The organism is Bradyrhizobium shewense (assembly GCF_900094605.1).
Taxonomy (GTDB): domain Bacteria; phylum Pseudomonadota; class Alphaproteobacteria; order Rhizobiales; family Xanthobacteraceae; genus Bradyrhizobium; species Bradyrhizobium shewense.
In genome coordinates this window covers 30,981-56,879 of the sequence record NZ_FMAI01000014.1, presented here as the reverse complement: position 1 = coordinate 56,879, position 25,899 = coordinate 30,981, and the positions used below count along the sequence as shown (strand labels likewise).

General features: G+C 65.0%; 20 protein-coding genes and 1 pseudogene. 12 read left to right on the top strand and 9 right to left on the bottom strand.

Going from position 1 to position 25,899, the window contains the following annotated elements; genetic code table 11:
- Nucleotides 1-79: 79 nt before the first annotated feature.
- A complete protein-coding gene (locus tag GA0061098_RS25045) occupies nucleotides 80-907 on the bottom strand; it encodes a helix-turn-helix transcriptional regulator (RefSeq protein ID WP_018318060.1) in 828 nt (275 codons plus the stop codon).
- A gap of 125 nt (nucleotides 908-1,032) precedes the next feature.
- On the bottom strand, nucleotides 1,033-2,283 hold the full coding sequence (locus GA0061098_RS25040) for an ABC transporter substrate-binding protein (RefSeq protein ID WP_091962719.1): 1,251 nt from the start codon (nucleotides 2,281-2,283) through the stop codon (nucleotides 1,033-1,035).
- Nucleotides 2,284-2,516: 233 nt separating this feature from the next.
- Here GA0061098_RS25040 and GA0061098_RS25035 point away from each other — a divergent pair, with 233 nt between their 5' ends.
- Nucleotides 2,517-3,374, top strand: coding sequence for an SDR family oxidoreductase (locus GA0061098_RS25035; protein WP_091962715.1), 858 nt, complete (start codon nucleotides 2,517-2,519; stop codon nucleotides 3,372-3,374).
- Nucleotides 3,375-3,457: 83 nt separating this feature from the next.
- Here GA0061098_RS25035 and GA0061098_RS25030 read toward each other — a convergent pair whose 3' ends face one another.
- Nucleotides 3,458-3,973, bottom strand: a complete 516-nt coding sequence (locus tag GA0061098_RS25030) for a YciE/YciF ferroxidase family protein (protein ID WP_091962711.1) — start codon at nucleotides 3,971-3,973, stop codon at nucleotides 3,458-3,460.
- Nucleotides 3,974-4,060: 87 nt separating this feature from the next.
- Here GA0061098_RS25030 and GA0061098_RS25025 point away from each other — a divergent pair, with 87 nt between their 5' ends.
- From GA0061098_RS25025 to GA0061098_RS25015, 3 genes are all read left to right on the top strand, one after another.
- Nucleotides 4,061-4,255: a hypothetical protein gene (locus GA0061098_RS25025; RefSeq protein ID WP_091962708.1), complete on the top strand. Its 195-nt coding sequence runs from the start codon at nucleotides 4,061-4,063 to the stop codon at nucleotides 4,253-4,255.
- Nucleotides 4,252-4,563 carry a hypothetical protein gene (locus tag GA0061098_RS25020; RefSeq protein ID WP_091962704.1) on the top strand — a complete coding sequence of 104 codons (312 nt, stop codon included), beginning with the start codon at nucleotides 4,252-4,254 and terminating at the stop codon, nucleotides 4,561-4,563. The genes GA0061098_RS25025 and GA0061098_RS25020 overlap by 4 nt, the downstream gene beginning before the upstream one ends.
- Before the next feature lie 298 nt (nucleotides 4,564-4,861).
- Nucleotides 4,862-7,183: a molybdopterin guanine dinucleotide-containing S/N-oxide reductase gene (locus GA0061098_RS25015; protein WP_091963156.1), complete on the top strand. Its 2,322-nt coding sequence runs from the start codon at nucleotides 4,862-4,864 to the stop codon at nucleotides 7,181-7,183.
- A gap of 23 nt (nucleotides 7,184-7,206) precedes the next feature.
- Here the strand turns inward: GA0061098_RS25015 and GA0061098_RS25010 are convergent, their stop codons facing one another.
- A complete protein-coding gene (locus GA0061098_RS25010; protein ID WP_091962702.1) occupies nucleotides 7,207-8,193 on the bottom strand; it encodes a helix-turn-helix domain-containing protein in 987 nt (328 codons plus the stop codon).
- A 354-nt stretch (nucleotides 8,194-8,547) separates the two neighbouring features.
- Between GA0061098_RS25010 and GA0061098_RS25005 the strand changes: the two genes are divergently transcribed.
- Nucleotides 8,548-11,424 carry an ATP-binding protein gene (locus GA0061098_RS25005; protein WP_091962699.1) on the top strand — a complete coding sequence of 959 codons (2,877 nt, stop codon included), beginning with the start codon at nucleotides 8,548-8,550 and terminating at the stop codon, nucleotides 11,422-11,424.
- Between the two features lie 51 nt (nucleotides 11,425-11,475).
- Here GA0061098_RS25005 and GA0061098_RS25000 read toward each other — a convergent pair.
- From GA0061098_RS25000 to GA0061098_RS24985, 4 genes and pseudogenes are all read right to left on the bottom strand, one after another.
- Nucleotides 11,476-12,432, bottom strand: a pseudogene (locus GA0061098_RS25000) (alpha/beta fold hydrolase).
- Nucleotides 12,433-12,531: 99 nt separating this feature from the next.
- Nucleotides 12,532-13,233 carry a type 1 glutamine amidotransferase domain-containing protein gene (locus GA0061098_RS24995; protein WP_091962696.1) on the bottom strand — a complete coding sequence of 234 codons (702 nt, stop codon included), beginning with the start codon at nucleotides 13,231-13,233 and terminating at the stop codon, nucleotides 12,532-12,534.
- 179 nt (nucleotides 13,234-13,412) lie between these two features.
- A complete protein-coding gene (locus GA0061098_RS24990; RefSeq protein WP_091963153.1) occupies nucleotides 13,413-14,120 on the bottom strand; it encodes a hypothetical protein in 708 nt (235 codons plus the stop codon).
- Nucleotides 14,121-14,238: 118 nt separating this feature from the next.
- Nucleotides 14,239-17,097: an ATP-binding protein gene (locus GA0061098_RS24985; protein WP_091962693.1), complete on the bottom strand. Its 2,859-nt coding sequence runs from the start codon at nucleotides 17,095-17,097 to the stop codon at nucleotides 14,239-14,241.
- 325 nt (nucleotides 17,098-17,422) lie between these two features.
- On the opposite strand from GA0061098_RS24985, the gene GA0061098_RS24980 reads away from it, so the two are divergent.
- The 7 genes from GA0061098_RS24980 (at nucleotide 17,423) to msrA (ending at nucleotide 22,920) form a co-directional block, all read left to right on the top strand.
- Complete coding sequence (locus GA0061098_RS24980; RefSeq protein ID WP_091963150.1) at nucleotides 17,423-18,094, top strand: sensor histidine kinase; 672 nt, start codon at nucleotides 17,423-17,425, stop codon at nucleotides 18,092-18,094.
- A gap of 128 nt (nucleotides 18,095-18,222) precedes the next feature.
- Nucleotides 18,223-18,912: a VOC family protein gene (locus GA0061098_RS24975; protein WP_091962689.1), complete on the top strand. Its 690-nt coding sequence runs from the start codon at nucleotides 18,223-18,225 to the stop codon at nucleotides 18,910-18,912.
- Between the two features lie 245 nt (nucleotides 18,913-19,157).
- Nucleotides 19,158-20,471 (top strand): epoxide hydrolase family protein, encoded by a 1,314-nt coding sequence (locus GA0061098_RS24970; protein WP_091962686.1) that lies wholly within the window; start codon nucleotides 19,158-19,160, stop codon nucleotides 20,469-20,471.
- Nucleotides 20,472-20,502: 31 nt separating this feature from the next.
- Nucleotides 20,503-21,351 carry an enoyl-CoA hydratase/isomerase family protein gene (locus GA0061098_RS24965; RefSeq protein ID WP_165637585.1) on the top strand — a complete coding sequence of 283 codons (849 nt, stop codon included), beginning with the start codon at nucleotides 20,503-20,505 and terminating at the stop codon, nucleotides 21,349-21,351.
- Between the two features lie 110 nt (nucleotides 21,352-21,461).
- Nucleotides 21,462-21,884 carry an OsmC family protein gene (locus GA0061098_RS24960; RefSeq protein ID WP_091962679.1) on the top strand — a complete coding sequence of 141 codons (423 nt, stop codon included), beginning with the start codon at nucleotides 21,462-21,464 and terminating at the stop codon, nucleotides 21,882-21,884.
- A 21-nt stretch (nucleotides 21,885-21,905) separates the two neighbouring features.
- Nucleotides 21,906-22,376 (top strand): cupin domain-containing protein, encoded by a 471-nt coding sequence (locus GA0061098_RS24955; RefSeq protein ID WP_091962675.1) that lies wholly within the window; start codon nucleotides 21,906-21,908, stop codon nucleotides 22,374-22,376.
- 28 nt (nucleotides 22,377-22,404) lie between these two features.
- Complete coding sequence (msrA, locus tag GA0061098_RS24950; protein WP_091963147.1) at nucleotides 22,405-22,920, top strand: peptide-methionine (S)-S-oxide reductase MsrA; 516 nt, start codon at nucleotides 22,405-22,407, stop codon at nucleotides 22,918-22,920.
- Between the two features lie 17 nt (nucleotides 22,921-22,937).
- Here the strand turns inward: msrA and GA0061098_RS24945 are convergent, their stop codons facing one another.
- Nucleotides 22,938-25,784, bottom strand: a complete 2,847-nt coding sequence (locus tag GA0061098_RS24945; RefSeq protein WP_091962671.1) for an ATP-binding protein — start codon at nucleotides 25,782-25,784, stop codon at nucleotides 22,938-22,940.
- Nucleotides 25,785-25,899 lie beyond the last annotated feature (115 nt).

Sequence of the window (25,899 nt, the reverse complement as noted above, 5' to 3'; positions counted from 1 at the left end):
TTTCGGGATCGCGTTGCCCGCATCCTAGCGAGGCTGCGGGGGCGACGTTTGATCGTGAGTATCTTTTCGTGGCCCGCGCTCAGGCGCGCAAAATCTTGGCCGCGCGACGATAATCGGTCGGGGCCATCCCCACATTGGCGGCGAAGAAGCGGGTGAAGCCGCTCTGCGAGGAGAAGCCGAGATCGAAGCCGATATCGGCGATCGGCGTCTCGCTTGCCACCAGCGCTTCGAGCGCATGTTCCATGATCAGCGTGTTGAGATAGAGGTTCGGCGTCACGCCGGTCTGGACGCGGAACAGCCGGTAGAAATGCGGTCGCGACAGTCCTGATTCCCGCGCGATCGTGTCGAGCTCGATCTCGGCGCCGGGGCTCTCCGACATCATCTTGATGCATTTGCGCACGCGGAAATCGGTGACGGAGCCGTTTGCGCGTGGATCGCGCGCGATCTCGGCCTGCTGCCAGCTTTCGTCGTAGCAGATGTCGATCAGCCGCCGCAGCTCGGAATCCAGGCTGGACAGAGATGGTGCGCCGCACACGAGCGCGGCGGTCCGCCTGATGTGCTTGTCCAGCGCCGGCGTGCGCCGGAACTGGGTGCGGCCGAAACGCATCCGATGGGTGCCGGATGCATCGGGGGCAAACCATTCGGCATTGACGTAGAGCACGAAGAAGATCGCGCCGCCGTCGAGATCGGCGGGCAGGAAATTATGCGGCTCCCAGGGATTGACCGCGACGACGGACGTCTCGTTGAGATCGTGGTGACCGTCGGAGACGTCGATGCATGCGGGCATGCCGCCAACATGGAAGATCAGATGACCTTCACGATGGGCGTGGATATTGAAAGGGCGGTTCAACTGATAAACCGTCGCCCGGCCGAACCGGCCGTGGAAGACGGCGAGCGCACGGCTCATGCCTTCCCCTCCCGAATGTTCTTGTCTTTTCGCTCAGCGTTCAACAACGCCGACGAGATTGCAAGAGCGGAGAGCGACCGCGTCAGCAAGTCGCTCCCCGGGTTGCGCATCGCGGAGGTGATGCGTCAGTACTTCTTACATTCCGGCACGGTGCGGCTCGGCAGCCCGATCTTGGAGAATACGGCCGGGTCATAGCCGAGCGTCTGATTCACGTTCGGGATCACCTTCACGACCTTGCTGAACAGCGCGCCCTTGCCGTCGTCGACGACCTCGGTGACGAAGTTGGTGCCGATCGCCTGGCGATTGGAGTCGAGCTTGATCTTGCCGTTCGGCGCATCGATCTCGATCTTGGCGAGGGCTTCCTTGTACTTGGCCTGGTTGTTGGAGAGGTCGCCATTGACCTGACGCAGCGCCAGGATCAGCGCCATGGTCGAGTCATAATAGTTGGTGGCCAGCAGCGATGGGCTCGGGAAGCGCTTGTTCGGCGGGAAGGCGTCCTGATAGGCCTTCACGAATTTCTGCCAGCCCGGGTCCTCCCACGTGTCGGCCTGGCCGCTCGCCGCGATGGTGCCGACCAGGGCGTTCTTGGCGTTGCCCTTGGACGACAGGATGGTCTGGTCGATCATGATGGAACCGCCCATCAGATGCGCCTTGCCGCCGGCCTGCTGGTACTGGTTGAGGAAGTTGACGGCGTCGGCGCCGCCGAGGCCGAGATAGATCGCGTCGACATCGTCGGGCAGTGCGGCGATTACCGAGGCGAAATCCTTGGTGCCGAGCGGCACCCATTGCCGGTTGGTGACCTGTCCGCCGGCGCCGCAGAACTCGAGCACGAGGCCGAACACCTGCGTGTAGATGAAGGAATAGTCCTCGCCCACGGTCGCGATCTTGCGATACTTCTTTTCCTCAAAGGCGTATTTGCCGAGGCCGACCTGCCACTGCGCGCCGTCCATGTTGTAGCGGAAGAAGTTCGGGGCGGGATCGACATAGGTCGTTTCCTGCGCGCCGGAGGCCGCGTTGATGAAGGTCAGCTCGGGATGGGTTTTTGCAAAGTTCTTCACCGCGATGCCCTCGTCGCCAGAGAGCGGCGAGAGCAGGATCTGCACCTTGTCCTGCTCGATCAGCTTGCGCACGGCGCGCACCGCGCTGTCCGGCGTTGCATCGGTCGATGCGACGATGAATTCGAGCTCCTTGTCGCCGACCTTCTTGCCCAGGACGTTGAGGGCCGTCTGGTGGCCGCGCATGCCGTCCTCGCCGAGCACCGTGTAGGTGCCTTCGAGGGTTGCGGTCACGCCCACCTTGATCTTTTCCTGGGCGATCGCTGCGGTTGAAAGAAAAAAGCTGCTCAGCGCGAGCAGTCCCACACTGCATTTCGACATTGTGCTCCTCCCTGTGTGTCGTCTTTTGTCGCCGCGTGGCTCTCGAAAAGCCCGCGGCTTTGATGGGAAAGCTAACCGAAGTCGGATGCGGTGCATGCGTCGGCGCCTCCTTTGGTTTGACGGGCAGTCTCATTTTTGAATGGTGCGGCGCAAATGGTTCCGCGGTGCAACAGGCGGTCACAGGAACGCTTCCGGCGGGGCTCCGTTAGCGGAGCAAATTGCTGGAGCTGTCCATGATCGAATACCCCAAGCCGCCTTATCCTTCGCAACAGCAGCCGATGCCTGGTTCGACGCGTGCGATGAATCCACGTCCCGATCATGGCGAGGAGAGTTATAAGGGCGCCGGGCGTCTGGCCGGAAAGAAGGCGCTCATCACCGGTGGTGACAGCGGCATCGGCCGCGCGGTCGCGATCGCCTATGCGCGAGAAGGCGCCGACATCGTCATCTCCTATTTGAACGAGGACGAGGATGCAGCCGACGTCAAGGCGCTGGTGGAGCAGGCCGGACGCAAGGTCGTCCTGATTCCCGGCGACATCCGCAATCCCGAGCACTGCCGGTCCGTCGTGCGTCGCACCGTCGAGGAGCTCGGCGGGATCGATATCCTCGTCAACAATGCCGCCCACCAGGCCACGTTCAAGGACATCGCCGACATCAGCGACGAGGAGTGGCAGCGCACGTTCGAGACCAACATCCACGCCATGTTTTATCTGGCCAAGGCCGCCGTCCCTCATATGAAGCCGGGAGCTGCGATCATCAACACGGCGTCGGTGAACTCCGACATGCCGAACCCGACCTTGCTGGCTTACGCCACGACCAAGGGCGCCATCCAGAATTTCACGGGTGGACTGGCCCAGATGCTGGCCGAGAAGGGCATTCGGGTCAACGCCGTGGCTCCGGGTCCGATCTGGACGCCGCTGATCCCGTCGACGATGTCGGAGGAAAGGGTCGAGAATTTCGGCAAGCAGGTCCCGATGCAGCGCGCCGGCCAGCCGGCCGAACTTGCAACGGCCTATGTCATGCTGGCCGATCCGCTCTCGAGCTATACCTCGGGGGCGACGTTGGCCGTCACCGGTGGAAAGCCGTTCATCTGATTGAAGGCGCCTCGTCGCGTTGTGAGCACGTGAACCGTGGCGGCGCCGGAGGCCGGGCTGCCACGTCCTGGTCAGCAGATCGATCAGGCGGCGTTGGACGCCTTGGCGTTGACGCCCTTGCGGAGCGCCACCGTGTTCAGCTTGGTATTGGCCGCCTTCTCTTCGTTCAAATTGGTCGTGAGGAAGCGCACGATGTCGTCGTGGCCGAGCTCTTCCGCCCAGGCGATCAGCGTGCCGTAGCGGCACATCTCGTAGTGCTCGACGGCCTGCGCGTTGGCCACGATCGCGGCATCGAGCACGGCCTTGTCCTCGATCTCGCCGGCGGTCGCGTCGGCTTCCTCGATGAGGCCGTCGATGGCCGGACACTGCGTGCCGCAGGGCTCCTTGCCGAGCTTGGCGAACACCTTGCCGAGCCGTGCCACCTGCTTGTTGGTCTCGTCCAGATGAGCCTTCAGGCCGGCGGCGAGATCCCTGTTGGTCGCCTTGTCGATCATCTTGGGCAGCGCCTTCAGGATCTGCTGCTCCGCGTAATAGATGTCCTGCAGCCCGTGCAGCAGCAGGTCTTCCATCGATTTGATGTCCTTGGTGAAGAATCCCATAAAAAGACCACTCCTTTCACAATGATGACACTGGAACGCTGCGCGGCCGCAGCTGTTCCATTCCCGTGTGCAGATCAGGAGAGCCGAATGAGCGATGGAGTTGATCATCTTGCAGGCCTGCTCGGACACGCGGCGATGGACGTGTGGGGCGACATGCCTCGCGACATCCAGGAAGCGCTGTTCGAGTCCGCCATGAAGGGACGCGAGACCGAGCGCGAGGAGCTCGCACGGCTGCTGCACGAGCGGCACCCGCGTACGCTTCATCCGGCCCGGCCAGGATGATGCAGCCGGTGGAACGATCGTACGCGCCGCTGATTGGTAAATTGAGCGACGCGCCGCCAAATGGTTCGCATGAGGCCGCGGGAGGCGCTGCGCTCGAACGTTGGAAAATTTGTGAGTCGATCGCCGTGACTGAGGTGAACATCGGAAAATGGTACGACCCAATCTCGGAACGGTGGATCGTGCCGCGTGAAGCGCGCGCCATCGCCGGCTATGGTCAGTCCGGCGCCGGGAAGGTGACGGAGAGCCACGAGAGACGCGAGGCGCAGCGGATCTGGCAGCTGTTGGTGGATTGCTGCGCAGGCGAGTGATGCCGCCTCGGGCGGCTTTGGCCGAAGCCAAACTGTCGTGGTCCCCCTTCAAGCGCCCGTCGAATAGTTGTGATCACATAGATCCGGGGGGCTCCGCGGCACCTTTGAGACCGCTGAGGCTTTCGTTCCTCGCGGTGCGGCCGCCAGCTCCGGGCTTGGGCGAACGCCTCCTGCAACGACCTCTGGTGTCACGCGGGGCAGCCCAGCGTTTCCGTCAACGCTGATCTCGACGACCTCAGGATCGGATCGGTATATTACCACCCGATTAGCAGGCCGACGCCGGAACAAGGATCAGATGATGGACGATACGATTGGCTTCCCCGATCCCGGTCTCGACCTGTCGGATGGCTTCAAGCCGCACACCTCGCATTGGGGCGTGTTTTCCGCGCGTCAGGGCGCGGCCGGGCTGGAGGTCAGGGCCTATGCGGGCGACCCCGATCCGAACGGCATCATCGACAATTTCCCCGGCGCGTTGCGCCATCAGGCACGCATCGCCCAGCCGGCGATCCGCCGCGGCTGGCTCGAGCGCGGGCCGGGCCCGGACGATCGCCGCGGCCGTGACGAATTCGTCTCCGTGAGCTGGGAGAAGGCGCTTGACCTCCTCGGCGACGAGCTGTCGCGCATCCGCGATACCCGCGGGCCTGGCGCCGTGTTCGGCGGTTCCTATGGCTGGTCGAGCGCCGGCCGCTTTCATCACGCCCAGAGCCAGGTCCATCGCTTCCTCAACATCGCGATGGGCGGCTATGTGCGCTCGGTCAACTCCTATTCCTCCGGCGCGTCCTCGGTGCTGCTGCCGCAAATCCTCGCCGGCTATGAGGACATCACCAAGCGCAACGTCACCTGGGAGCAGATCGCCGATCACACCGACATCGTGCTGGCCTTCGGCGGCATGGCGCTGAAGAACTCCATGGTGGCCGGCGGCTCGATCAGCAAGCATGTCGAGCGCGGCGCCATGGCAGCGGCCCGCAAGCGCGGCTGCGAGTTCATCCTGGTCAGCCCGCTTCGCGAAGACCTGCCCGTCGAGGCCGGTGCGGAGTGGATGACCTGCGTGCCGAGCACCGACACCGCCTTGATGCTCGGCCTCGTCCACACGCTGGTCAGTGAAGGCCTGCACGACCAGGCCTTCCTCGATCGCTACACCGAGGGATGGCCGGTCTTCCTGCGCTACCTCACCGGCGAGAGCGACGGGCAGGCAAAGCATGCCGAATGGGCTGCCGCGATCTCAGGCGTCGAGGCGCAGACGATCCGCAAGCTGGCGCGCCGGCTCGCCGGAAAGCGCGCACTGATCACCGTCTCGCATTCGCTGCAGCGCGCCGAGCATGGCGAGCAGCCGGTGTGGATGGGCATGGTGCTGGCGGCGGCGCTCGGCCAGATCGGCCTTCCCGGCGGCGGCTATGCCTATTCGCTCGGGGCGATCGGCTATTACGGCCGCCGCGTCAACGACGTGCCGGGGCCGACGTTGGGCCAGGGCCGCAACGGCGTCGCCGATTTCATTCCGGTGGCGCGCATCGCCGACATGCTGCTCAACCCAGGCAGCACCTATCGCTACAATGGCGAGACGCGGACCTATCCTGACATCCGCATGGTCTACTGGGCCGGCGGCAATCCCTTCCATCACCACCAGGATATCAACCGCCTGCGCAAGGCTTTTGCGAAACTCGACACGTTCGTCGTGCATGAGCTTGCCTGGACCGCCACCGCCCGTCATGCCGATATCGTGCTGCCGTCGACGATGACGCTCGAGCGCGAGGACATCGGCTATTCCAGCAACGACCCCCTCATGGTGGCCATGCACCAGATCGCCGAGCCGTTCGGGCTTTCGCGCGACGACTACGACATCTTTGCCGATCTCGCCGACCGGTTGGGGGCCCGCGAACCCTTCACCGAGGGCCGTACCTCGCGGCAATGGCTCGAGCATCTCTACGAGCCGACCCGCGCCTCGCTCGCCAAGCGCGGCCTGGAAGCCCCTCACTTCGACGAGTTCTGGGCGCGCGGCAGCCTGGTCGTGCCGCAGCAGCCCGATGATGGCGGCCGGTTGCGCCGCTTCCGTGAGGATCCCGTCAATCACGCGCTGCCGACGCCGAGCGGGCGCATCGAGATTTTCTCGCAGAAGATCGCCGGCCATGGTGATGCGGATTGTCCGGGACATCCGGTCTGGCTCGACAAGACCGACATGCCCAAGCCCGGGGCGCCGTGCTTCCTCGTCGCCAACCAGCCGGTGACGCGCCTGCACAGCCAGCTCGATTTCGGCGGGCATTCGCTTGGCTCGAAACATCGCGGCCGTGAGGTCGCGCGGATGAACCCGCGCGATGCTGATGCACGCGGCATCAAGGACGGCGACATCATCCGCCTGTTCAACGATCGCGGTGCGTGCCTCGCCGCAGTCCACGTCACCGACGGCATCGCACCCGGCGTGGTGCAGCTTCCGACCGGCGCCTGGTACGATCCGATGGACCCCGAAGACGAGGCACCGCTCTGCGTTCACGGCAATCCGAACGTGCTCACCCGCGACATCGGGACCTCGTCGTTCGCGCAAGGCTGCACTGGGCAGCTGACGGTGGTCGAGGTGGAGAAGTTCACCGGCAATCTGCCGCCGATCCGCGCGTTCGATCCGGTGTAGCCCTCGCGTGCCCTGACGCAGCACTACGCCGCGGCGCTGGCGATCCAACCGATCTGCGGGGAAGGACGCCGCCGCGGCGGCGCTTCGACCTCGAGCCGCTCACCCCTGCTGGCGAGGCGCCAGCGTGCCGGTGACTCGCCGCTGATGCGCTTGAACACGGTCGAGAAATGCGCCTGCGTGCTGAAGCCCACGGCAAGCGCGATCTCCGCCAATGGCCGCTCGGTGCTTGCAAGCAGCGTCTTCGCCTGCTCGGTCCGGTGATTGAGCAGATATTCGCGGGGACGGTAACCGGTCGCGGCGCGGAATTGTGCCGCAAAGTGCATCCGGGACAGGCCGGCGACATTGGCAAGCTCGGAGAGGCTGATGCCGCGGTGGAAATGATCGGCGATATATTGCTCGACACGCCGCAGCCGCCATTTCGGCAAGGCGTTGACCCTGACGCGCGGCAACTCCATCCGAGTGAGATGCATCGCCAGGGTCCGGCCGATGCACTGCGTGAAACGCCGGTCTTTGGCATCATTCTGCTCGATCAGCGCCTTGGCAAGCTCGGCTGCGAGCGGATCGCGGAGCAGCACGAGATCATTGAGCCCGTCAGTCGCAACGACATGGGCCGGAAGATGATCCGTGGAGATGTGGACGTGCAGGAAGGCGCATGGCGACTGGAATTGCACGCCGAGAGATTTCGACGGAGCGGTGACATAGAGCGTCCCCGCAGGCATGGTGCCGTCGAAAATGATCTGGCGATCCCGTGTCAGCTTCGCGCGCGTGGTCTTCAGGGCGATGCCGATGAAATAGCGATCGTCCGGCGTCGTCGTCTCGTGCGACGAGCTGCTCCGCGTGTCCTCCCATCGCGAGATCGTGATATCCTCGATCGCGCCGTCCGGAGTGCGATCGATCTGACGCCATTGGCTCTCCCGGGCGATCACCTGCGTCGGGCGAAGAACCTCGTGATCCCGCGAGCCGGCCGGAAAATCGATCCAGGCATGGGCCGCGTGCAAATTGTTCGACATCGCTCGTCCTCTCCTGGCTTTGCCGCGGTTTGCAACGACCGGCAAACGCGCAAACCCAATACTTTCCATGCTCGGAGGATAGGCGTGAGCTGGCCAGGACGCCCGTTAGTGGTGATTAGGATCTGTTAGATTTTGTGCGTGTGCACCAGGTGCGACAGCCCGCCGCAGACCTTGATTATGTTCAATTTGTCAGAGATTTGCCCGGCTGCCCCTGTTTGAGGGGACCTCAAGGAGGATCGCGTGGCGATCGACGTGCCGGTGTGAGATCCGCGCAGGGCCTTCGCTGGACCTCGCATCGGTGCCGGGTATAGTCCCCGCGCGTTTCGAGGAAGCAGTCGTCAAGATGAGCAAGATGTGACCGACCTCACGGCAGGACATGGCCCCCGCAGCGGCGGCGCCGGAACGATCCTTGACCTCGATGCCGTCTCGTTCGGGCCGTTTTTGCTGCGCTCGCGGCTGCTGGAGAAGGACGGGGTGCCGGTCAAGCTCGGCAGCCGCGCGATGGATATTTTGCGCCTGCTCGTCAGCCGTGCCGGCGAGGTGGTCCCAAAGAACGAGATTCTCAGCTACGCGTGGTCCGGACTCTCCGTCGAGGAGATCAGCCTGCGGGTTCATGTCGCGGAGCTGCGCAAGGTGCTCGGCGACGGCAAGGACGGCATACGCTATATCACCAACATCCCGAGCCGGGGTTATTGCTTCGTCGCGCCGGTGCAGCGTGGCGGACGCGACGAGCCGCCTGCGCTCACGGCGCGGCCGGCCGAAAAGGCGACGCAGTCTCTGCCGCATCGCCTGGATCGGATGGTCGGGCGGGACGAAATCGTGGCCGAGCTGGCGCCGCGCTTGCTCCGCGATCGTTTCGTCACGCTGCGCGGGCCAGGCGGCATCGGCAAGACCACCATTGCGGTCGCGCTCGCGCATGACCTGTGCGACAGGTTCGAGGGCAACGTCCACTTCCTCGAATTCGGTCCGCTCAAGGATGCCGCGTTGGTAGCGAGCACGGTTGCCGCCGCGCTGGGCCTCGTCGTGCATCACAACGATCCGAGTGACAGCATCGTCAATTTCCTGCGCGGGCGCCGGCTGCTTCTCGTTCTCGACAGCTGTGAGCACGTCATCGACGCGGTCGCACGTCTCGCGGAAGACATTCACCGCGAGGCGCCCGGCGTCGCCATCCTCGCCACCAGCCGCGAGTCGCTGCTGGTGGCTGGCGAGCAGATTTTCGAACTTGCTCCGCTGCCCGGCCCGCCGCAAGGCACACGCCTCAGCGCCGGCGAGGTGCTGAATTATCCGGCGGCGCGCCTGTTCGTCGACCGCGCCAATGCGGCGGGGCATCGCGACGATCTCACCGACGAGGATGCGGAAGTCCTGGTGCAGATCTGCGGCAAGCTCGATGGCATCGCGCTCGCGATCGAACTTGCTGCCGCGCGCGTTGGCCTCTACGGGCTGCGCGAGATGGCGGCGCTGCTCGACAGCCGCCTGCAGCTCGAATGGCGCGGGCGGCGAACGGCGCCCCCGCGGCAGCAGACGCTCGGTGCCACGCTCGACTGGAGTTTCGGCCTGATCGGCGAGAATGAGCGCATCGTGTTCCAGCGGCTCGCGGTCTTCGCAGGTCACTTCACCCTGAGGGGCGCGATAGCGGTGGCTGCCGAGGAGGCAACGCCGGAGGAACGCGTCATCGACGCGCTGGAGCAACTCGTGGCCAAGTCTCTGGTGTCCTCGCAGCCGGACGGCGCATCGCGGCGCTATCGCCTGCTGGATGCCACGCGTGCCTATGCCATGCAGAAGCTGGCGGATTGCGGCGAGGCCGACGTCATCGCGCGCCGTCACGCTTGTTATGTTCAACGCACGCTTGAAGCCGGGCTGACGGCGCAGGGCGGCAGCGGCCAGGTGTCCCGCTCGCAGGAGCGGGTGGGCCTGCTCGCCGATGCCCGCGCGGCGCTGGCCTGGAGCTACGCCAATGATGACGGCGCTGATTTGCGCGTGCCGCTTGCCGGCAGTTGCACAGGGCTGTTCGTCGAACTCAATCTGCTGAACGAGGCGCGCATCTGGTCCGATCGCGCACTCGCGATGCTCGACGACGCCGATCGTGGCGGCCGATGGGAGCTCGAGCTTCAGTCGACGCTCGGTCACGCCTTCATGTTCACCGAGCGCAACAGCGAGCAGGCGGAAGCGGCGCTCAGGCGCGGGCTGGAGATCGCGCAAGCGCTCGGCGATCACGCCAACACGTTCAGGCTGCTGTCGCGACTGAACATGTTCTACCGCCGGACCGGTGGCTACCGCCATCTGGTGCCGACTGCGCGTCACGCCGAGCGGATAGCGCGCCTGATCGGCGATACGGCGGGCATTGCCGGCAGCAAGGCGCTTCTCGGCGTGTCCTATCACCTTGCCGGCGACCAGGCCGAGGCGCAAGCTCATCTCGACGAGGGCATGCGCGACGACGCCGCGCTGCGGGGCACGCAACCCGGACATTTCGCCTATTCGCGTACGCCGCAAATTCCGCTCGCGCGCGTGTTGTGGCTGCGGGGCTATCCCGATCGCGCGCTCGAATGTGTCCTCCCGCTCGTCGGCGCGTCAGCGCCGCGCGACGTGGTCATGCATTGTATCGCGCTGTGCTGGTCCGCCTCGGTGTTCGGTTGGGTCGGCGACTGGTCCGCCGTCGAGACCATGAGCACTCGCCTGGCGACGCATGCGAGCATGCACGGGCTCGTCCCCTACGAAGCCGTTGCGACCGGGTTTCGGGCGCAGACCATGATCGCCCACGGCGAGGCCATTGGCGGCATCGACTTGTTGCGGAGCGCGCTTCCGCGTCTGCACGCGGATCGCTACGAGCTCTATATGTCGGCGTTCGCCGCGGATCTGTCTTCCGGGCTGGTCTCGTTGGGGCGCTTGGCGGAAGGCGCTCAAGTCCTTCACGAAACCATTGACCGCGTCGAGCAGGAAGGCGGCGCCTTCGACATGCCGGAGCTGCTGCGTCTGCGCGGAGAGCTCGAGGTGCAGAGCGGAAACCTCGACGCGGCCGAGGCAAGTCTCGTCGCATCGGCAGAGCTCGCCGAGCAACAGGGCGCGCTGTCCTGGCGGCTCCGCACCGAGATGTCGCTGGCGCGGCTGCGCGAGCGGCAGGGTGTACGAGATCCGCGCGAACAGCTCGCCAAGACGTACGCGCGGTTCACCGAAGGGTTTGAGACCGCCGATCTCAAGGACGCTCGGCTCATGCTGAATCCGCCTTCCGCCTGATCAAGCCGAACAGCGACGGCGCCTCCGCAGCGATCCGTCGCGCGGTTGCTGTCAGCCCTTGTGCCCGTCCAGTCGCGCAAGGAAGCCGCGAACGAGCGCAGCGATTTCGTCGGTGGCTTCATCCAGCGCGAAGTGGCCCGCTTCCAGGATGTGAACCTCCGCATCCGGAACGTCGTCGCGATAGGCCGACGCGCCGGCGACCGCGAAGGACGAATCGTATTTGCCCCAGACCACCAGCGTCGGCGGCCGGGTCTTGCGCAACCATTCCTGCCATTTCGGATAAGAGGCGACGTTGGTCCGGTAATCCAGGAACAGCGTGGTCTGGATCTCGGCCTGTCCCGGACGCGTCAGGAAGGCGTATTCGTCGGTCCAGGTATCGGGGTCGTAACGTTCGAGGTGCGGGCTGGAGCCGAGATGCCGCTGGCGCGTCGCCGCCAGCGAGGTGAAATTGGCCTTGAGCGCCTCGAGCTCGTGGGCCGGATCGGCCCAATATCTGCGACGCGCCTCCCAGAGCGGGCTCAAGCCCTGCTCGTGCGACACGGCATTCTGGATGATGATCCCGCGGACACGTTCAGGATGCGCCAGCGCCATGCGGAAGCCGACCGGGCCGCCATAGTCCTACATGAACAGGACGTAGTTGCTGAGACCGAGCTTGGTCGTGAGCTCCCCGATCACGCCGGCGATGTTGTCGAACGTATGGGTGAAATCGGACGGCGGCGGCGCGCTGCTGTTGCCGAAGCCGGGATAGTCCGGTGCGATCACGTGATATTTGTCGGCGAGCAGCGGCAGCAAGGGCTCCCACATCCGCGACGAGGACGGAAAGCCGTGCAGCAGCAGCACGGACGGGGCGTCGGGGGAGCCGGCCTCGCGATAGAAGGTCTTGAGACCGCCGATATCGATGGTGTGATAGCTGATCGAGCGACGGCTGGATCGCAATTCCTGTGCCGAGGCTTGCACGACGGCGCAGGCCATTGCGGCGGAGAGGGCGAGTGCGGCTGGAATGCTCATGTCATTGCTCTTGCACGTAGCGTGAGGATTTGTGGAAAGTGCTGCGGCGTCGGGAGGCACCATCGCAGGCGTCTCCCGAGCCATGGCCGCAGCTGTGATTTACGAAGCCTTCGCCATCGGCTTGCCCGCGAGAGCAGCCAGCAGCGCCTGCGCGGCCGGACCCGACGAATGCGGGTTCTGGCCCGTGATCAGCAGGCCGTCGCTGACGACGTGAGGCGTCCAGTTGGCCTTCTTCGAGAAGGTGGCGCCGAGGCGGAGCATCTCGTCCTCGACCAGGAACGGCACCACCTTGGTGAGGCCGACTGCCTCCTCCTCGCCGTTGGTGAAGCCGGTCACCTCCTTGCCCTGCACCAGCGGCTTGCCGTCCGGCGTCTTGACGTGGCGCAGCGCGGCGGGGGAATGACAGACGATCCCAACATGCTTGCCGGCGGCAAAGAAGGACTCGATGAGCTTGATGGAGTTCGGGTCTTCGGCGAGGTCCCACATCGGACCGTGGCCGCCGGGATAGAACAGCGTGTCGAAATCCTCCTGCCTGATGCTGTCGAGGCGAAGGGTCCTGTCGAGCTGCGCCTCCGCGGCCGCGTCCTGCTCGAAGCGCACCGTCAGGTCGGTGCGGAATTCGGGCTCGTTGCTCTTGGGATCGAGCGGCGGGCGGCCGCCCTTGGGCGAGACCAGCGTGACCTCCGCACCGGAATCCCTGAAGATGTAGTAGGGAGCTGCAAGCTCTTCGAGCCAGAAGCCCGTCTTGCGTCCGGTGTTGCCGAGCTGATCGTGGGACGTGAGAACCATCAGTACCTTCATGACTGTCTCCCTGAGTGCGTTCGCTATGCTGACGCATTCCACACGCGTGGTTGCGTCGCCTGGGTTTCGTTCGAGCACGTCGTTCGTTGCTCGCAAACCCAATCTGCGCTCAAGGCGGGCTGTTGGCTCGTTATGTATTGTTAGACGTTGAGAGAGCCGCGATACCAGGCGTGTCACCGCTATTCGAAGACGGCGTCGAAGATTTCGACGTCCATCAGCACCGGCTTGGCAATCACGGTTCCATCGGGCCGCAATGTCTGCGCGCGCCGAAGTGTCGGCACCACGATGCCGCCGAAGCTGTCATGAGCCCAGGAGGAGTGTGCGACCTTCATCCCGAAGAGATCGTGATCTGTCCGCCGCTGCAGGGCGCTCTCGTCGAAATAGAAGATCTGCTCGGGCGCGAGCGTCATCAGGTGAGCCGGGAATTGTGCCCGCAGCCGCCGCCAGGTTTCGGCATTCTCCTGCCAGGGCGACAGCTCCTCGATCACGACATCGGGGTGGGCAAGCAGGAATGGAATGGTCAGATAACTCCAGATCGCGACGCCGCAGAAGAAGACGAGATGCAGCTCGTCCGCAAGCGCCGGTGGATCGACCTCGGAAAATGCAAGGCTGGGGTCACGCCAGGACCGCAGGACCTCACCATCCAGGCTCTCGATCGTGATCGCATCCGGTTGAAAGGAGCCGGAGTGCTCACCCCCGGTGATGCCGGTGAAGCGCACCGATTGCGTCCGGGTCGAGCCTTCCGCGGTCACGTCCTTGAATTCCCGGGCATGGCCGGCGCTGGAGAACAGCGTCCCGCCAACGGAAAGGTGGAGCGTGAACCGGTTCAAGCTGTTCCAGCGGGCCATTCCGCCGCTGGCATCGATTACGTCGTCAAGAAGCGCCATGTCCCGCCACATCCACCGTGCAGTGTCTCCACCATGGCGGGGCGCATGCGGCTTGGCGTGTTAGAAGTTGTTAGGAGTTGCGAGCGGGCAGCATGGCAGTATCTCGTTGAAGATACTCTCAATTCAGGGTGCCCAGCAGCTCCCTGGCAGCGATCAGATCGCGGGTCTGGAAGCCCTCCTGGTAGCGCGCAACGAGGGGGTTGAGCAAAGCGCGGACGTCAGCGGCCTTGCCGGCCTGCTCCCAGATGCGGCCAAGGCTGATCGCCCCGCGAAGCTCCCAGCCGACCGCGGATTGACGCCGCGACAGATCGAGCGATCTGCGCAAGGTGCTCTCCGCCTCCACAGCGTTGCCCGACCCGGCGAGGATGTCACCCTTGATTCTGAGCATCTCCGGCATGTCGAAGGATTCGCCATGATCGGGAATCTGGGCGATCGCCTCGTTGATCGTCTGCAAGGCCTCGTCGGGCTGGTTCTGGGAGGCGAGACCCTCCGCGAGCGCCGTCGCAAACACCGTCGTCATGATGCGGTGCCGTGTCGCGTACAACGTAGCCTGACTGCGGCGGAGGTGCTCGATACCCCCCGCGACGTCGCCACGGCGCAACAGCAACTCGCCCTTCTGGCCGATGCCGACCGCGTGATAGGGGCCGAGGAAGTGCCGCGCTGAATGGTCGATCAGCCGCTCGATCAGGATTTCGGCACTGGCCCAGTCGCCGACCCAGAGGAACACGTAGATCGTCCAGATCAGGGAGATGCCGAGGGTGAGCGGCTGCTCGAGCAGCTCGGCCTCGCGAACCGTGTATCTGGCCACCTCGACCGCTCGCTCGGGCCGGCCTGTGAGCCAGAGCCCGCGCGCCAGCGCAACCAGCGCCACGATGCGGTCGTCATAGCCGAGATGCCCGATATTCAGTCGTTGCGAGCCGGGATTGTGCACCATCGCGCTTTCGCAGAACCGAACCGCCTTGTCCTGGTTGCCGATCAAATGATGCGCGACGCCGAGCATCCAATCGACGTTCAGCGTGGCGGCGGAATCATTCAGTTTGCGCGCAACGCCCTCGCCCTGCTCGCCGGTGTCGAGCGCGCCGTGAAAATCTCCGACCCTGGTCAGGTAGATGTGCAATCCGCGCAACAGCCAGAGCTGCCAGTGCAGGTCCTCGAGCTGCCGGGCGAGCTCGAGACTGCGCGTGAAGGCCGACCGGACCGCTTCCGTGTTGCCTTGCGTGAACATCACGGAAACGCCGAGCGCGGCCTGCAGGGTCATCTCCTGCCGGCTGTCCACGGCGTTCGTGTCGAGGGACGCCAGCGCCTGCTGGGTCCATCGGTAGCATTCCGTCAGCAATGTCAGTTCGAGGAAGAATTGCGCCGCCGAGGCCGCCAGATCTACGCCGATCGTCCGGTCGCCGCCGTCCGAAAAGCTGAAGGTCAGCGCAGCCCTGACATTGGGCAAATGGTCGGCATAGGGAAGGAAGCCGCCCGCGCTCTGCATGCCCGTGGATTTGAGGGCAATGTCGCGCAGGAAATCGCGGAAATATTCGGCGTGGGCGCGCGCGACGCGGTCCGCTTCGCCATTCTCGACGAGCTTGTCCGCCATGAAGGCGCGGGTGGTGTCGAGCAGGCGATAGCGCAGTCGCCGCTCCGCCGGCGAGGTCGCGATCAGGGATTTGGAGAGCAGGTTGGAAATGGCTTCCACACCTTCGCCCTCGCTGATGCCCTGGCAGGACGCGACCGCAAGCGCGGCTTCCAGCGTGAACGGCCCGACGAACACCGACAAGCCGCGCAGGGTCGCGCTCTCGGCCGGCGGCAGCAAATCGTAGCTCCAGGCGAGCGCGGCGCTCAGGGTCTGGTGCCGCGGAATCGCGGTGCGCCGTCCCCGCCACAGCAGCGAGAAGCGGCTGTCCAGCAGTGATGCGGTCCCGGCAATGCCATAGGCGTTGACACGTCCGGCCGCGAGCTCGATCGCCAGGGCAATGCCGTCCAGCCGCCGGCAGATCTCTGCAACGAGCGGCGCATCCTCCTCGGTGAGCTCGAACTCGCTCAGGCTCTCGGCAATGCGTTCTACGAAGAGCTGGCTTGCGGGATAGGCAAGGATGTCGGCGATGCCGAGGCCTTCGCGCTGCGGCGGGCAATCCAGCGGAAACAGCCGGTGGACGCGCTCACCTTCGGTGCGAAAGGATTCGCGGCTGGTGGCCAGAATATGCAGCTTCGGCGCCTCGCGGACCATGCGCTCGGCCAGAGGGGCGAGCTCGTCGAGGATATGCTCGCAACTGTCGAACACCAGCAGCATGCGCCGGCTGCGCAGGACCGTCAGCAGGCTCGGCACGGGATCGTCGGCATTGACGGTCAGGCCCAGCGCGGCCGCGATCGTGCCGGGAGCGAGCCGGACATCCGTCAGCGCGCCGAAATCGACGAAACATACCTGGTCATCGAAGGCCGCGAGCTCGCGATGCGCGACGGCAAGTGCGACCGACGTCTTGCCGATTCCGCCCGGGCCGACGATTGTGACGAAGCGATGCTGGGCAAGCTCGGCCGAGATCTTCTCGACCGCATCGTCACGCCCGATCATCTTCGCGAGTGGCGCGGGCAGCGAGCGGGGCGAAGCGGCGGGCAGGCTGGTCCGGCTCTCCGAAGGCGCAGCCCGGAGCAGCGGGGCCGCGAAGCAATAGCCGCGCCCGGGGACGTTGATCACGTAGCGGGAGCCTTCGCCGGCATCGTTCAAGGCCTTGTCGTTCAAAGCCTTGCGCAACGTCGTGATGTGGAAACGCAGGCTGCCTTCGTCGACATTCACGTCGGCCCAGATGCGCTTGATCAGCTCCCGCTTGTCGACGACCTCACCCGCACGCTCGGCGAGAAAAATGAGGATGTCGAGCGCACGGCCGCCGAGGTGAAGCGGAGCGCCGTCCTTCTCGAGCAGCCGCGACTTCGTGAACAAGCGAAATGGCCCGAAGGCAATGACCGAATCTTGCTCGTTAGTGTCCGGCACGGGCCAATTATTCCAGTGACAATGCTGAAGTGCAGTCTTGGTCTAACAGAACGAGACGTCCAGTACACTGGCCGAAAGTGGCGAAATCGCGTGGCGATCATCGCAATCGCCGATCACGCGAGGAGCGTCGCAAATCTAACTTAAACGCGAGTGGTCTGAGCGATCGGGACATCTCGGCAATGCGCCGGCCGCGATGGCGGATCTGGATCTCACTCGTCGCGCGACGGTGATCATAACAGAATCTTGCAACGTCTAACGAGCAACGGGCGCAAACAGCATCCAGTATGCCCTTCGAGTTAGACGCAATTTTCAACGGGAGGCTATGATGTCCGCGATCGGCGCTCGGCCGAACGACCATGTCGTTCGATCTCAATTTGTACCTGGTCTCGATGATCAGTCGCGTGATTGGGAGCTCGTGCTGCGGGAATCCCACCATCGCATGAAGAACACGCTGACCCTGCTGGGTGCGTCAGTCCGTCGCGATTTCACGCGCGCGGGCAGAGGCGTTATGTCGCTGGCGGTGGACCGGCTCGAGCGGCGCATCGTCGCCTTCGGCAGGCTCTATCAACTTCTGTCCGATCATGACGATCTGCCGTTCGTCTCCGCAGCGGCATTCTTCGAAAGCCTGTGCGAGGCGATCTCCGAGGCTGTGCTGGAACCGGCAGGTATCCGCTGCGAGGCTGCGATCGAAAGCGGCACATTGCCGGCGGCGCAGTGTCATCGGCTCGCGCTGATGCTGACGGAGCTGGTCACGAATGCGGCAAAGCATGCTTTCCCGAACAAGAATGGTGCGCTGATCCGCATCGGCATGGCCCGGCGCGACGGCGCCTGGCTCTGCACGGTGGCCGACAACGGCATCGGCGCGACCGGTCCGCTCCAGGGCACCGGCAGCCGGATTCTCGAAGGGCTCGCACGCAGCATCCATGCGCGGCTGCAGGGCGAGGCGGGGGAGGGCGGCACGCGGGTCACCATCGTGATGCCGATCGCTGCGGCGTGACCCTCCCTCACAACGGCTAGCGGACCCTAACACGCCATAACGGGCAAAGGTCTGTTGTTTGCGCGATAGTCCTGACGTTGAGAGCGGGTGTCGATCCCGGACCCGCGGCTTGAAACAAGGAGTTGGACATGGCTGTGATCGAGATGAATCGCGAAGCTGAAACCAAGCCCTCGAAATCTCGCGGAGTTGATTTGAAGCTCGAGGTCCTCGTGATTCCGGTGTCCGATGTCGACCGCGCCAAGGCGTTCTACACGCGTCTCGGCTGGCGACTGGACGCCGATTTCACGTCAGGCGACGACTGGCGCGTGATCCAGTTCACGCCGCCGGGCTCGGCCTGTTCGGTGATCTTCGGCACGAACGTCACGGCCGCAGCGCCCGGCTCGGCGCGAGGCCTGTATCTGGTCGTCTCCGATCTCGAGGCGGCACGACAGGTCCTGCTCGACCGCGGTGTCGAAGTCAGCGAGGCATTTCACGGTGCCGGCGACGTTCATGCCGGGCCTGACGAGCCCTATCTGTTCGGCAGCGTTCGAGTCAGCGGTGCTGACCCGAAGCGCGGCAGCTATGCTTCATTCGCCGCGTTCAGCGATCCCGACGGCAATGGCTGGCTGTTCCAGGAAGTCACGACACGATTGCCCGGACGCATCGCAGGCGACGGCACGACATTCGCCTCAGCGACCGATCTGGCCGCAGCGCTGCGTCGCGCGGCGCTGGCCCATGGCGAGCATGAGGCGCGGACTGGCGGACACGACGACAACTGGCGGGACTGGTACGCCGACTACATCGTCCGCGAGCAGGCCGGCCAGCCGCTGCCGTCTTGAGTTGCAACGAAAGGCATCTTCCGATCCTGGCCGACACGGCGCGCGATGACTTGGTCGTCGCGCGCGGTGTCGTATTGCGCGGATGTCATCGCTCTCTTGCAGCGACCGGACTCGCAACGGCTAACGCAGGCTAACACTCCATAACGAGCAAATTGCCGGGGCCTGCGCCAATCTCTCTGCACACCAACCGACGCGTTGATTTTGAACTCGGTCAACGTCGCCGACCAAAGCAAGGGAGATCCAACGTGACCGCGCACGCACGAACTGAGAGCCTCAATCCCGACCGCCGTCAATTGCTGAGCCAGGCCGCGATGACCGCGGTTGCCGCCAGCGTATCGAGCCTGTTGCCGCTGCATCCGGCCAAGGCTACCGCAGGCGGCGCCATCCGCCCCTTCCAGATCAGCGTGCCCGAGCAGGATCTGCTCGACCTGCGCCGGCGCCTGGCTGCAACGCGCTGGCCGGATCGCGAGATCGTCACCGATCAATCGCAGGGCGTGCAGCTGACGACGTTGCAACAGCTCGTGCGCTACTGGCAGAGCGACTACGACTGGCGCAAGGTGGAAGCGCGATTGAACGCCTTGCCGCAATTCGTCACCGAAATCGACGGCGTCGACATTCACTTCATTCACGTCCGCTCGCGGCACGAGAATGCACTGCCGATGATCGTCACGCATGGCTGGCCCGGTTCGATCATCGAGCAGATGAAGATCGTCGGTCCGCTCACCGATCCGACCGCGCACGGCGCCAGGGCCGCGGACGCGTTCGACCTTGTGATTCCCTCGCTCCCCGGCCACGGCTTCTCGGGCAAGCCGACGGTGCTCGGCTGGGACCCCCAGCGCATCGCGCGGGCCTGGATCGTGCTGATGAAGCGGCTCGGCTACAACCGCTATGTCGCGCAAGGCGGCGATTGGGGCAATGCCGTGACGGAGCAGATGGCGCTGATCGCGCCGCCGGAATTGCTCGGCATCCACACCAACATGCCCGCGGCCGTCCCCGACGACATCGCCAAGGCGCTTCAACCCGGCGGAACGCGCCCGGCGAACCTCCCGGCGGACGAGCGCCTTGCCTACGACCAGCTCGATGATTTCTACAAGCACGGTCTCGGCTACGCGATCGAGATGTCGAACCGGCCGCAGACGCTCAATGGCCTCGTGGATTCGCCCGCGGGCCTCGCGTCCTGGATGCTCGATCACGATGCGCGCAGCGCCGCGATGATCGCGCGCGTGTTCGATGGCCGGACGGAAGGGCTGTCGCGCGACGATGTGGTCGACAACATCACGCTCTATTGGCTCACCAACACCGCGGTGTCGTCGGCGCGGCTGTACTGGGAGAACAAGCTGGTGTTCTTCGCGCCCAAGCACATCAAGATCCCGGTCGCCGTCAGCGTCTTTCCGGACGAGATCTACGCCGCGCCGCGGAGCTGGGCCGAGAAGGCCTATCCCAAGCTGATCCACTACAACCGTCTCGACGAGGGCGGACACTTCGCGGCCTGGGAGCAGCCGGCGCTGTTCTCCGCGGAAGTGCGCACCGCGTTCCGTCCGCTGCGGCAATCGATCTGAGATGCGAACCCATACATCAGGAGTGCAAGCAATGAACCGTCCCGAACCCACCTTCACGACCGAGCAGATCCACCTCGAGCGCCGCCTGCCGTCCTACTGGCGTGTCACCTTCGACATGCCGCCGGTGAATATTTTCGGCCCGAAGCAGTTGCCGGTGCTGGGCGACATCGTCACCAGGATCGAGACGGATCCGGACGTGAAGGTCGTGGTGTTCGACAGTGCCGTCGAAGGCTTCTTCATCACCCATTACGACTTCCTCGCGCCGCTGGAGGACTCGCTTCGTGTCCCGCGCGGACCGACCGGCCTCGAGGCGCTGCCCGACATGCTGGTGCGCCTCAGCCGCGCGCCGGTCGTCTCCATTGCCGCGATCCGGGGCCGCGCGACCGGCGTCGGCAGCGAGCTCGCGCTCGCGAGCGACATGCGCTTTGCCAGCCGCGAGAAGGCGATCCTGTCGCAATGGGAGGTCGGCGCGGGCCTCGTGCCCGGTGGCGGGCCGATGGCGCGGCTGCCGCGCCTGATGGGCCGCGGCCGTGCGCTCGAAGTGCTGCTCGGCGCCGACGACATCCATGGCGATCTCGCCGAACGCTACGGTTACGTCAACCGGTCGTTGCCGGATGCCGAGCTCGATGGTTTCGTCGAGGCACTCGCGATGCGCATCGCCTCGTTCGACAAGGAGGCGATCGCCCAGACCAAGCGTCTTGTCGATGTCGCAAGCCTGCCGCCGGACGCCGAAATCAAGCCGGAGTGGGACGCGTTCCTGGCCTCGCTCGGTCGCCCCGCGAGCCAGACCAGGATCAAGGCGCTGATGGCGCGCGGTTTCCACCGCTCCGGGGACGTCGAGAACCGGCTCGGCTTCCACGTTGGACAGATCGGCAGCTAACGGAACCGTTGCGACGCTCGGCCGGTTGGAGCGGCGGCAGGCGGTCACGCCGATGCCGCCTTCCACCGGTACAGAGCGCTGGTGCGCAAAAACAATCGAGGAGAATTGAGATGATCCGCAAGGCAAAAGCAGTTTGGAAGGGCACGGGCCGCGACGGCAACGGTCAGCTCTCGAGCGAATCCGGCGTGCTCAGTGAAACGCCCTATTCATTCAAGACGCGCTTCGAGAACGAGAAGGGCACCAATCCCGAGGAGTTGATCGCTGCGGCCCATGCCGGCTGTTTTACGATGGCGCTGGCCTTTGGTCTTCAGATGGCAGGTTTCACGCCGGACGAGCTTTCGACCGAAGCCGCCGTGACCCTGGAGCCCGAAGGCAAGGGCTTCAAGATCAGCAAGTCCGCGTTGACCTTGCGCGCCAAGGTGCCGAACCTCGACGACGCCGGTTTTGCCAAGATCGCCGGCGAGGCCGAGAAGAACTGCCCGGTGTCGAAGGTGCTCAACGCCGCGATCACGCTTGACGCCAAGCTGGGCTGAATGAACGCTGGGAGTGCTGCCATGTCTCGCCAAAATCCGTCTCGCCAAAATCCGTTTCGCCAACATCAGCCGGATGAGGACAGGTTCCGGGCGATCCTGCCCGAGGATATCGCATGGCAGCCCTTCCCGGCATTCCCGCCGGGCGCGCGGTTGGCCGTCATGGTGGGACATCCCGCCGAGCCCGGGCCTTACGTGGTCCGGGTCAAGGTGCCCGGCGGCACCAGGCTGATGCCGCACAAGCATCCGGAGGACCGCATCTACACGGTCATGTCGGGCGTGTTCTACATCGGGCTTGGCGAGAGTTTTGATGGCGATAAAGTCAGAGCCTATCCGCCGGGCAGTGTTATCGTGCTGCCTGGCGAGACCTGGCATTTCCATTGGGCGAAGTCCGGCGAGTACGTTACGCAGGTGAGCGCGATCGGGCCGCTGGGCCTCGAATACCACGACGACAAGGATGACCCGCGCTTGCGTGCAGTTGCAGAGCAAAGGTAAGCATCTCGACGAAACCAAGGAGCATCAAATGACGACGGAACGCGCAGTTTTGGCCGGAGGCTGCTTCTGGGGCATGCAGGATCTGATCCGCAAGCAACCAGGCGTGATTTCGACACGCGTCGGCTACACCGGCGGCAAGGTGAAAAACGCGACCTACCGCAACCACGAAGGCCACGCCGAGGCGATCGAGATCATGTTCGATCCCGCCAAGACCAGCTACCGGACCATGCTCGAGTTCTTCTTCCAGATCCACGATCCCACCACGCTCGATCGCCAGGGCAATGATCGGGGCACCAGCTATCGCTCCGCGATCTTCTATGCGAGCGATGAGCAGAAGCAGATCGCCGAAGACACCATTGCCGACGTCGAGGCGTCGGGCCTGTGGCCCGGCAAGGTGGTGACCGAGGTCGCGCCCGCAGGAGAGTTCTGGGAGGCCGAGCCCGAGCATCAGGACTATCTCGAACGTTATCCCGACGGCTACACCTGCCACTTCATCCGGCCCGGCTGGAAGCTGCCGCGCCGCGCCGCTGCCGTCGGAGGCTAGATCAAGACGCCGCGCCGTCAGGCCCGCGATCGCGCGATCAGATCGCGGGCCATGCGCATGTCGGCGATATCGGAGCCTTCGGTAAACGTCCCGCAGACGTTGTCGAGAAGCGCCCGAGCTTCCGCGCCCCGGCCGGCTCCGATCATGGCGCGCGCGAGGCTGGTCGCGCAGCGGAGCTCCCAGAAGCGCGCGCCCTGCTCGACGGCAATGTCGATGGCCTCGCGAAAGTGCGCCTCGGCCTGCTCCGAATGCCGCGCGCTTCTGAGCATCAATTCTCCCTTGATGCGGAGCAGCTCCGGCAGATACCAGCGCTCCTGCCGGTCGTTGCAACGGGTCAGGACGTCTTCGATCACGTCGAGGCCACGGTCGACCTGGTCGGCTTCGAGGAAGCACGCGGCGAGCTCGCCGAGCAGCGGGAGAAAGCGCGGCAGGAAGCGCGCATCGCCGGCGCGGTTGAGCTCTTCGCGCAGGAGCGGCAGGCCGGTGGCGATGTCGCCGCGCCTGGCCACGACCGCGGCGTTGAAGGCGCGTGCCCATAGGCCCCACAACCGGATTCCGTGGCGCTCGGTGTGTTCGAGCAGCTCGGCGCCGTGGCGCTCGGCGGCATCGAAATCGCCGGACCAGAACGCGATCGGGCAGACGGCCTGTCCCAGCACGCTGCAGAAGGTCAGCGCATGGCCGTTGGCGCGGCCTTCCTCGATGTTCTTGGCGGCGAGCGCCTGGGCTTGGTCGGCGAGGCCCTGAAGCCACAGGATGCGGGCCCGGAAATATTGCGTCGATATCCTGAGATCGAGCGGGAAGATTTTTGGCTTCTCCACCAGCACATGCAGCGAGGCGTTCACCCGATCGATACGCTGCCGCGCGTCGTCCTGGTCCCCGAGATAATGCAACGCGACAGCCATCAGGCGGTCGCCCAGCATAAGATCGGTGCTGTCGGGCGAATTCGCAGCCGCGTTCGCAAAGCGCTCGGCGAGCCCGCGGGCCTTGCCGAATTGCCCGTTGTTGAACTGGTCGATGCACAGGCCCCAGAGCGCCCGCAGCCGGAAGTCCTTGTCGTCGAGGCTCTCAGCCAGCTCGAGCGTCGTCTCGAGGATCGGGCGCGCCTCGCGCGCGCGGCCCTCGCCATACATCAGCGACCAACCGAGTGCCGACAGGAGCTGCATGCGGATGCGGTCGTTGTCGCCGTCGTCTCCAAGCGCCGCCAGTGCCGTTCTGCTGCGCTCGCGGCATTCGGCGAACAGCGACAGACGCACCCACAGGGTGACCGCTGCCGCCGTCAGCGCAATGCCGAGCCTGGTGTCGCCGTCGGGCGCGAAGGCCCAGTCCAGCGCCGCGCGCACATTGTCGAGCTCCCCACCATAGGTGCCGAGCCATTCGGGCAGCGGCGTCGACGTGTCCGCCCCCGCGCGCTCGAAGCAATCGCGAAAGTGCTCCGCATGGCGCCGCGCGAACTGCCTGGCTTCGCCGAGCTCGTTCAGTTTCCCGAGCGCGTAGGTGCGCGTGGTGTCGAGCAGGCGATAGCGTAGCGCCCGCGAGCCGGATGGCGAGATCAGCGATTTGGTGACCAGGCTGTCGATCGCCTCCAGCGTCTCCGAGGTGCTGAGGCCGTCGCCGGACGCGACCGCGGCGGCCGCCTCCGGCGCGAACGGCCCTGCGAACACCGACAATCGTCGCAAGGTGGCGCTTTCCGCCGGAGGCAGCAGGTCGTAGCTCCAGTCGAGGGCGGCGGCGAGCGTCTGGTGCCGCGGGACGGCGGTGCGCCGTCCGCGCCATTGCAGCGAGAAGCGGCTGTCGAGCAGGGAGGCGGTGCCTGCGATGCCATACGCATTGACGCGGCCCGCCGCGAGTTCGATCGCCAGCGCAATGCCATCGAGGCGCCGGCAGATGCTGGCGACAAGCGGCGCCTCTTCCGCGCTGAGCTGGAACGGCCCGGAGCTCTGTGCGATGCGCTCGACGAAGAGCTGGGCCGCCGGGTAGGCGAGAACCGCGGCGACGTCGAGGCCCTCGCGCTCGGGCGGACAATCCAGCGGAAACAGCCGGAAGATCCGCTCGCCTTCGCTCCGGAACGACTCGCGGCTGGTGGCGAGAACCCGAAGCTGCGGCGCTTCGCGAACGATGCGCTCAACGAGAGGCGCCAGGGTATCCAGCACATGCTCGCAACTGTCGAAGATCAGCAGGGCCGGTCCGGTCTTCAGAAATGTCAGAATGGCCGGCGTCGGATCCTCCGCGCTGACGGTCAGTCCGAGGACGGAGGCGATGCTGGTTGGGACATGGCTCGCATCCCGCAGCGGACCGAAATCGACGAAGAAGACGCGGCCGTCGAAATCCGCCGAGCGCCGATGCCCGACCGTGACGGCGACGGCGGTCTTGCCGATGCCGCCGGGACCGACCAGGGTCATGAAGCGATAGAGCGTCAGGCCGTTCGAAATCTTCTCGATGACCTCCTCGCGTCCGACCATCTTCGCAAGCTGGGCGGGCAGGGAGCGGGGAGGAATGATTTCGGCGGCGGCTGGCGCGACCTGCGAGGGCGCTTGAACGAACGGGGCGACAAAGCAATAGCCACGGCCGGGTACATTGAGGACATAACGGGCCGATTTGCCGGTATCGCCGAGCACCTTGCGCAACGCTGCGACATGGAAGCGCAGACTGCCCTCGTCGACATTCACCTCGGCCCAGATGCGCTTGACCAGCTCTCTCTTGTCGATGACTTCTCCGGGGCGCTCGGCAAGCAGGATGAGAATATCGAGCGCGCGGCCGCCGACATGAAGCGGCTCCCCTTCCTTCTCCAGGAGCCGGGACTTGGGAAACAGCCGAAATGGCCCGAATGAAATGGCCGAGTCTTGGTTGTTATTGTGAGCTGGCACGTGCCATTGCCCCCGCAACGGGAGTCAAAAGGTATTTTGTTCTGGTCTAGCAGAACGAGGCGTCCAGTAAACTGGCCGAAAGCAGCATGGCTGGCAGACCTGCGCAGATGGCTTG

Bases quoted from the DNA above. Each gene is read 5' to 3' on its own strand.
- GA0061098_RS24995 (WP_091962696.1), bottom strand. From the start codon at position 13,233: ATGAAGGTACTGATGGTTCTCACGTCCCACGATCAGCTCGGCAACACC.
- GA0061098_RS25025 (WP_091962708.1), top strand. From the start codon at position 4,061: ATGAGCGATGGAGTTGATCATCTTGCAGGCCTGCTCGGACACGCGGCG.
- GA0061098_RS24980 (WP_091963150.1), top strand. From the start codon at position 17,423: ATGTCCGCGATCGGCGCTCGGCCGAACGACCATGTCGTTCGATCTCAA.
- GA0061098_RS25015 (WP_091963156.1), top strand. From the start codon at position 4,862: ATGGACGATACGATTGGCTTCCCCGATCCCGGTCTCGACCTGTCGGAT.
- GA0061098_RS24990 (WP_091963153.1), bottom strand. From the start codon at position 14,120: ATGGCGCTTCTTGACGACGTAATCGATGCCAGCGGCGGAATGGCCCGC.
- GA0061098_RS25040 (WP_091962719.1), bottom strand. From the start codon at position 2,283: ATGTCGAAATGCAGTGTGGGACTGCTCGCGCTGAGCAGCTTTTTTCTT.
- GA0061098_RS24965 (WP_165637585.1), top strand. From the start codon at position 20,503: ATGAACCGTCCCGAACCCACCTTCACGACCGAGCAGATCCACCTCGAG.
- GA0061098_RS25010 (WP_091962702.1), bottom strand. From the start codon at position 8,193: ATGTCGAACAATTTGCACGCGGCCCATGCCTGGATCGATTTTCCGGCC.
- GA0061098_RS24955 (WP_091962675.1), top strand. From the start codon at position 21,906: ATGTCTCGCCAAAATCCGTCTCGCCAAAATCCGTTTCGCCAACATCAG.
- GA0061098_RS24975 (WP_091962689.1), top strand. From the start codon at position 18,223: ATGGCTGTGATCGAGATGAATCGCGAAGCTGAAACCAAGCCCTCGAAA.
- GA0061098_RS25020 (WP_091962704.1), top strand. From the start codon at position 4,252: ATGATGCAGCCGGTGGAACGATCGTACGCGCCGCTGATTGGTAAATTG.
- GA0061098_RS25030 (WP_091962711.1), bottom strand. From the start codon at position 3,973: ATGGGATTCTTCACCAAGGACATCAAATCGATGGAAGACCTGCTGCTG.
- GA0061098_RS25045 (WP_018318060.1), bottom strand. From the start codon at position 907: ATGAGCCGTGCGCTCGCCGTCTTCCACGGCCGGTTCGGCCGGGCGACG.
- GA0061098_RS24960 (WP_091962679.1), top strand. From the start codon at position 21,462: ATGATCCGCAAGGCAAAAGCAGTTTGGAAGGGCACGGGCCGCGACGGC.
- msrA (WP_091963147.1), top strand. From the start codon at position 22,405: ATGACGACGGAACGCGCAGTTTTGGCCGGAGGCTGCTTCTGGGGCATG.
- GA0061098_RS25035 (WP_091962715.1), top strand. From the start codon at position 2,517: ATGATCGAATACCCCAAGCCGCCTTATCCTTCGCAACAGCAGCCGATG.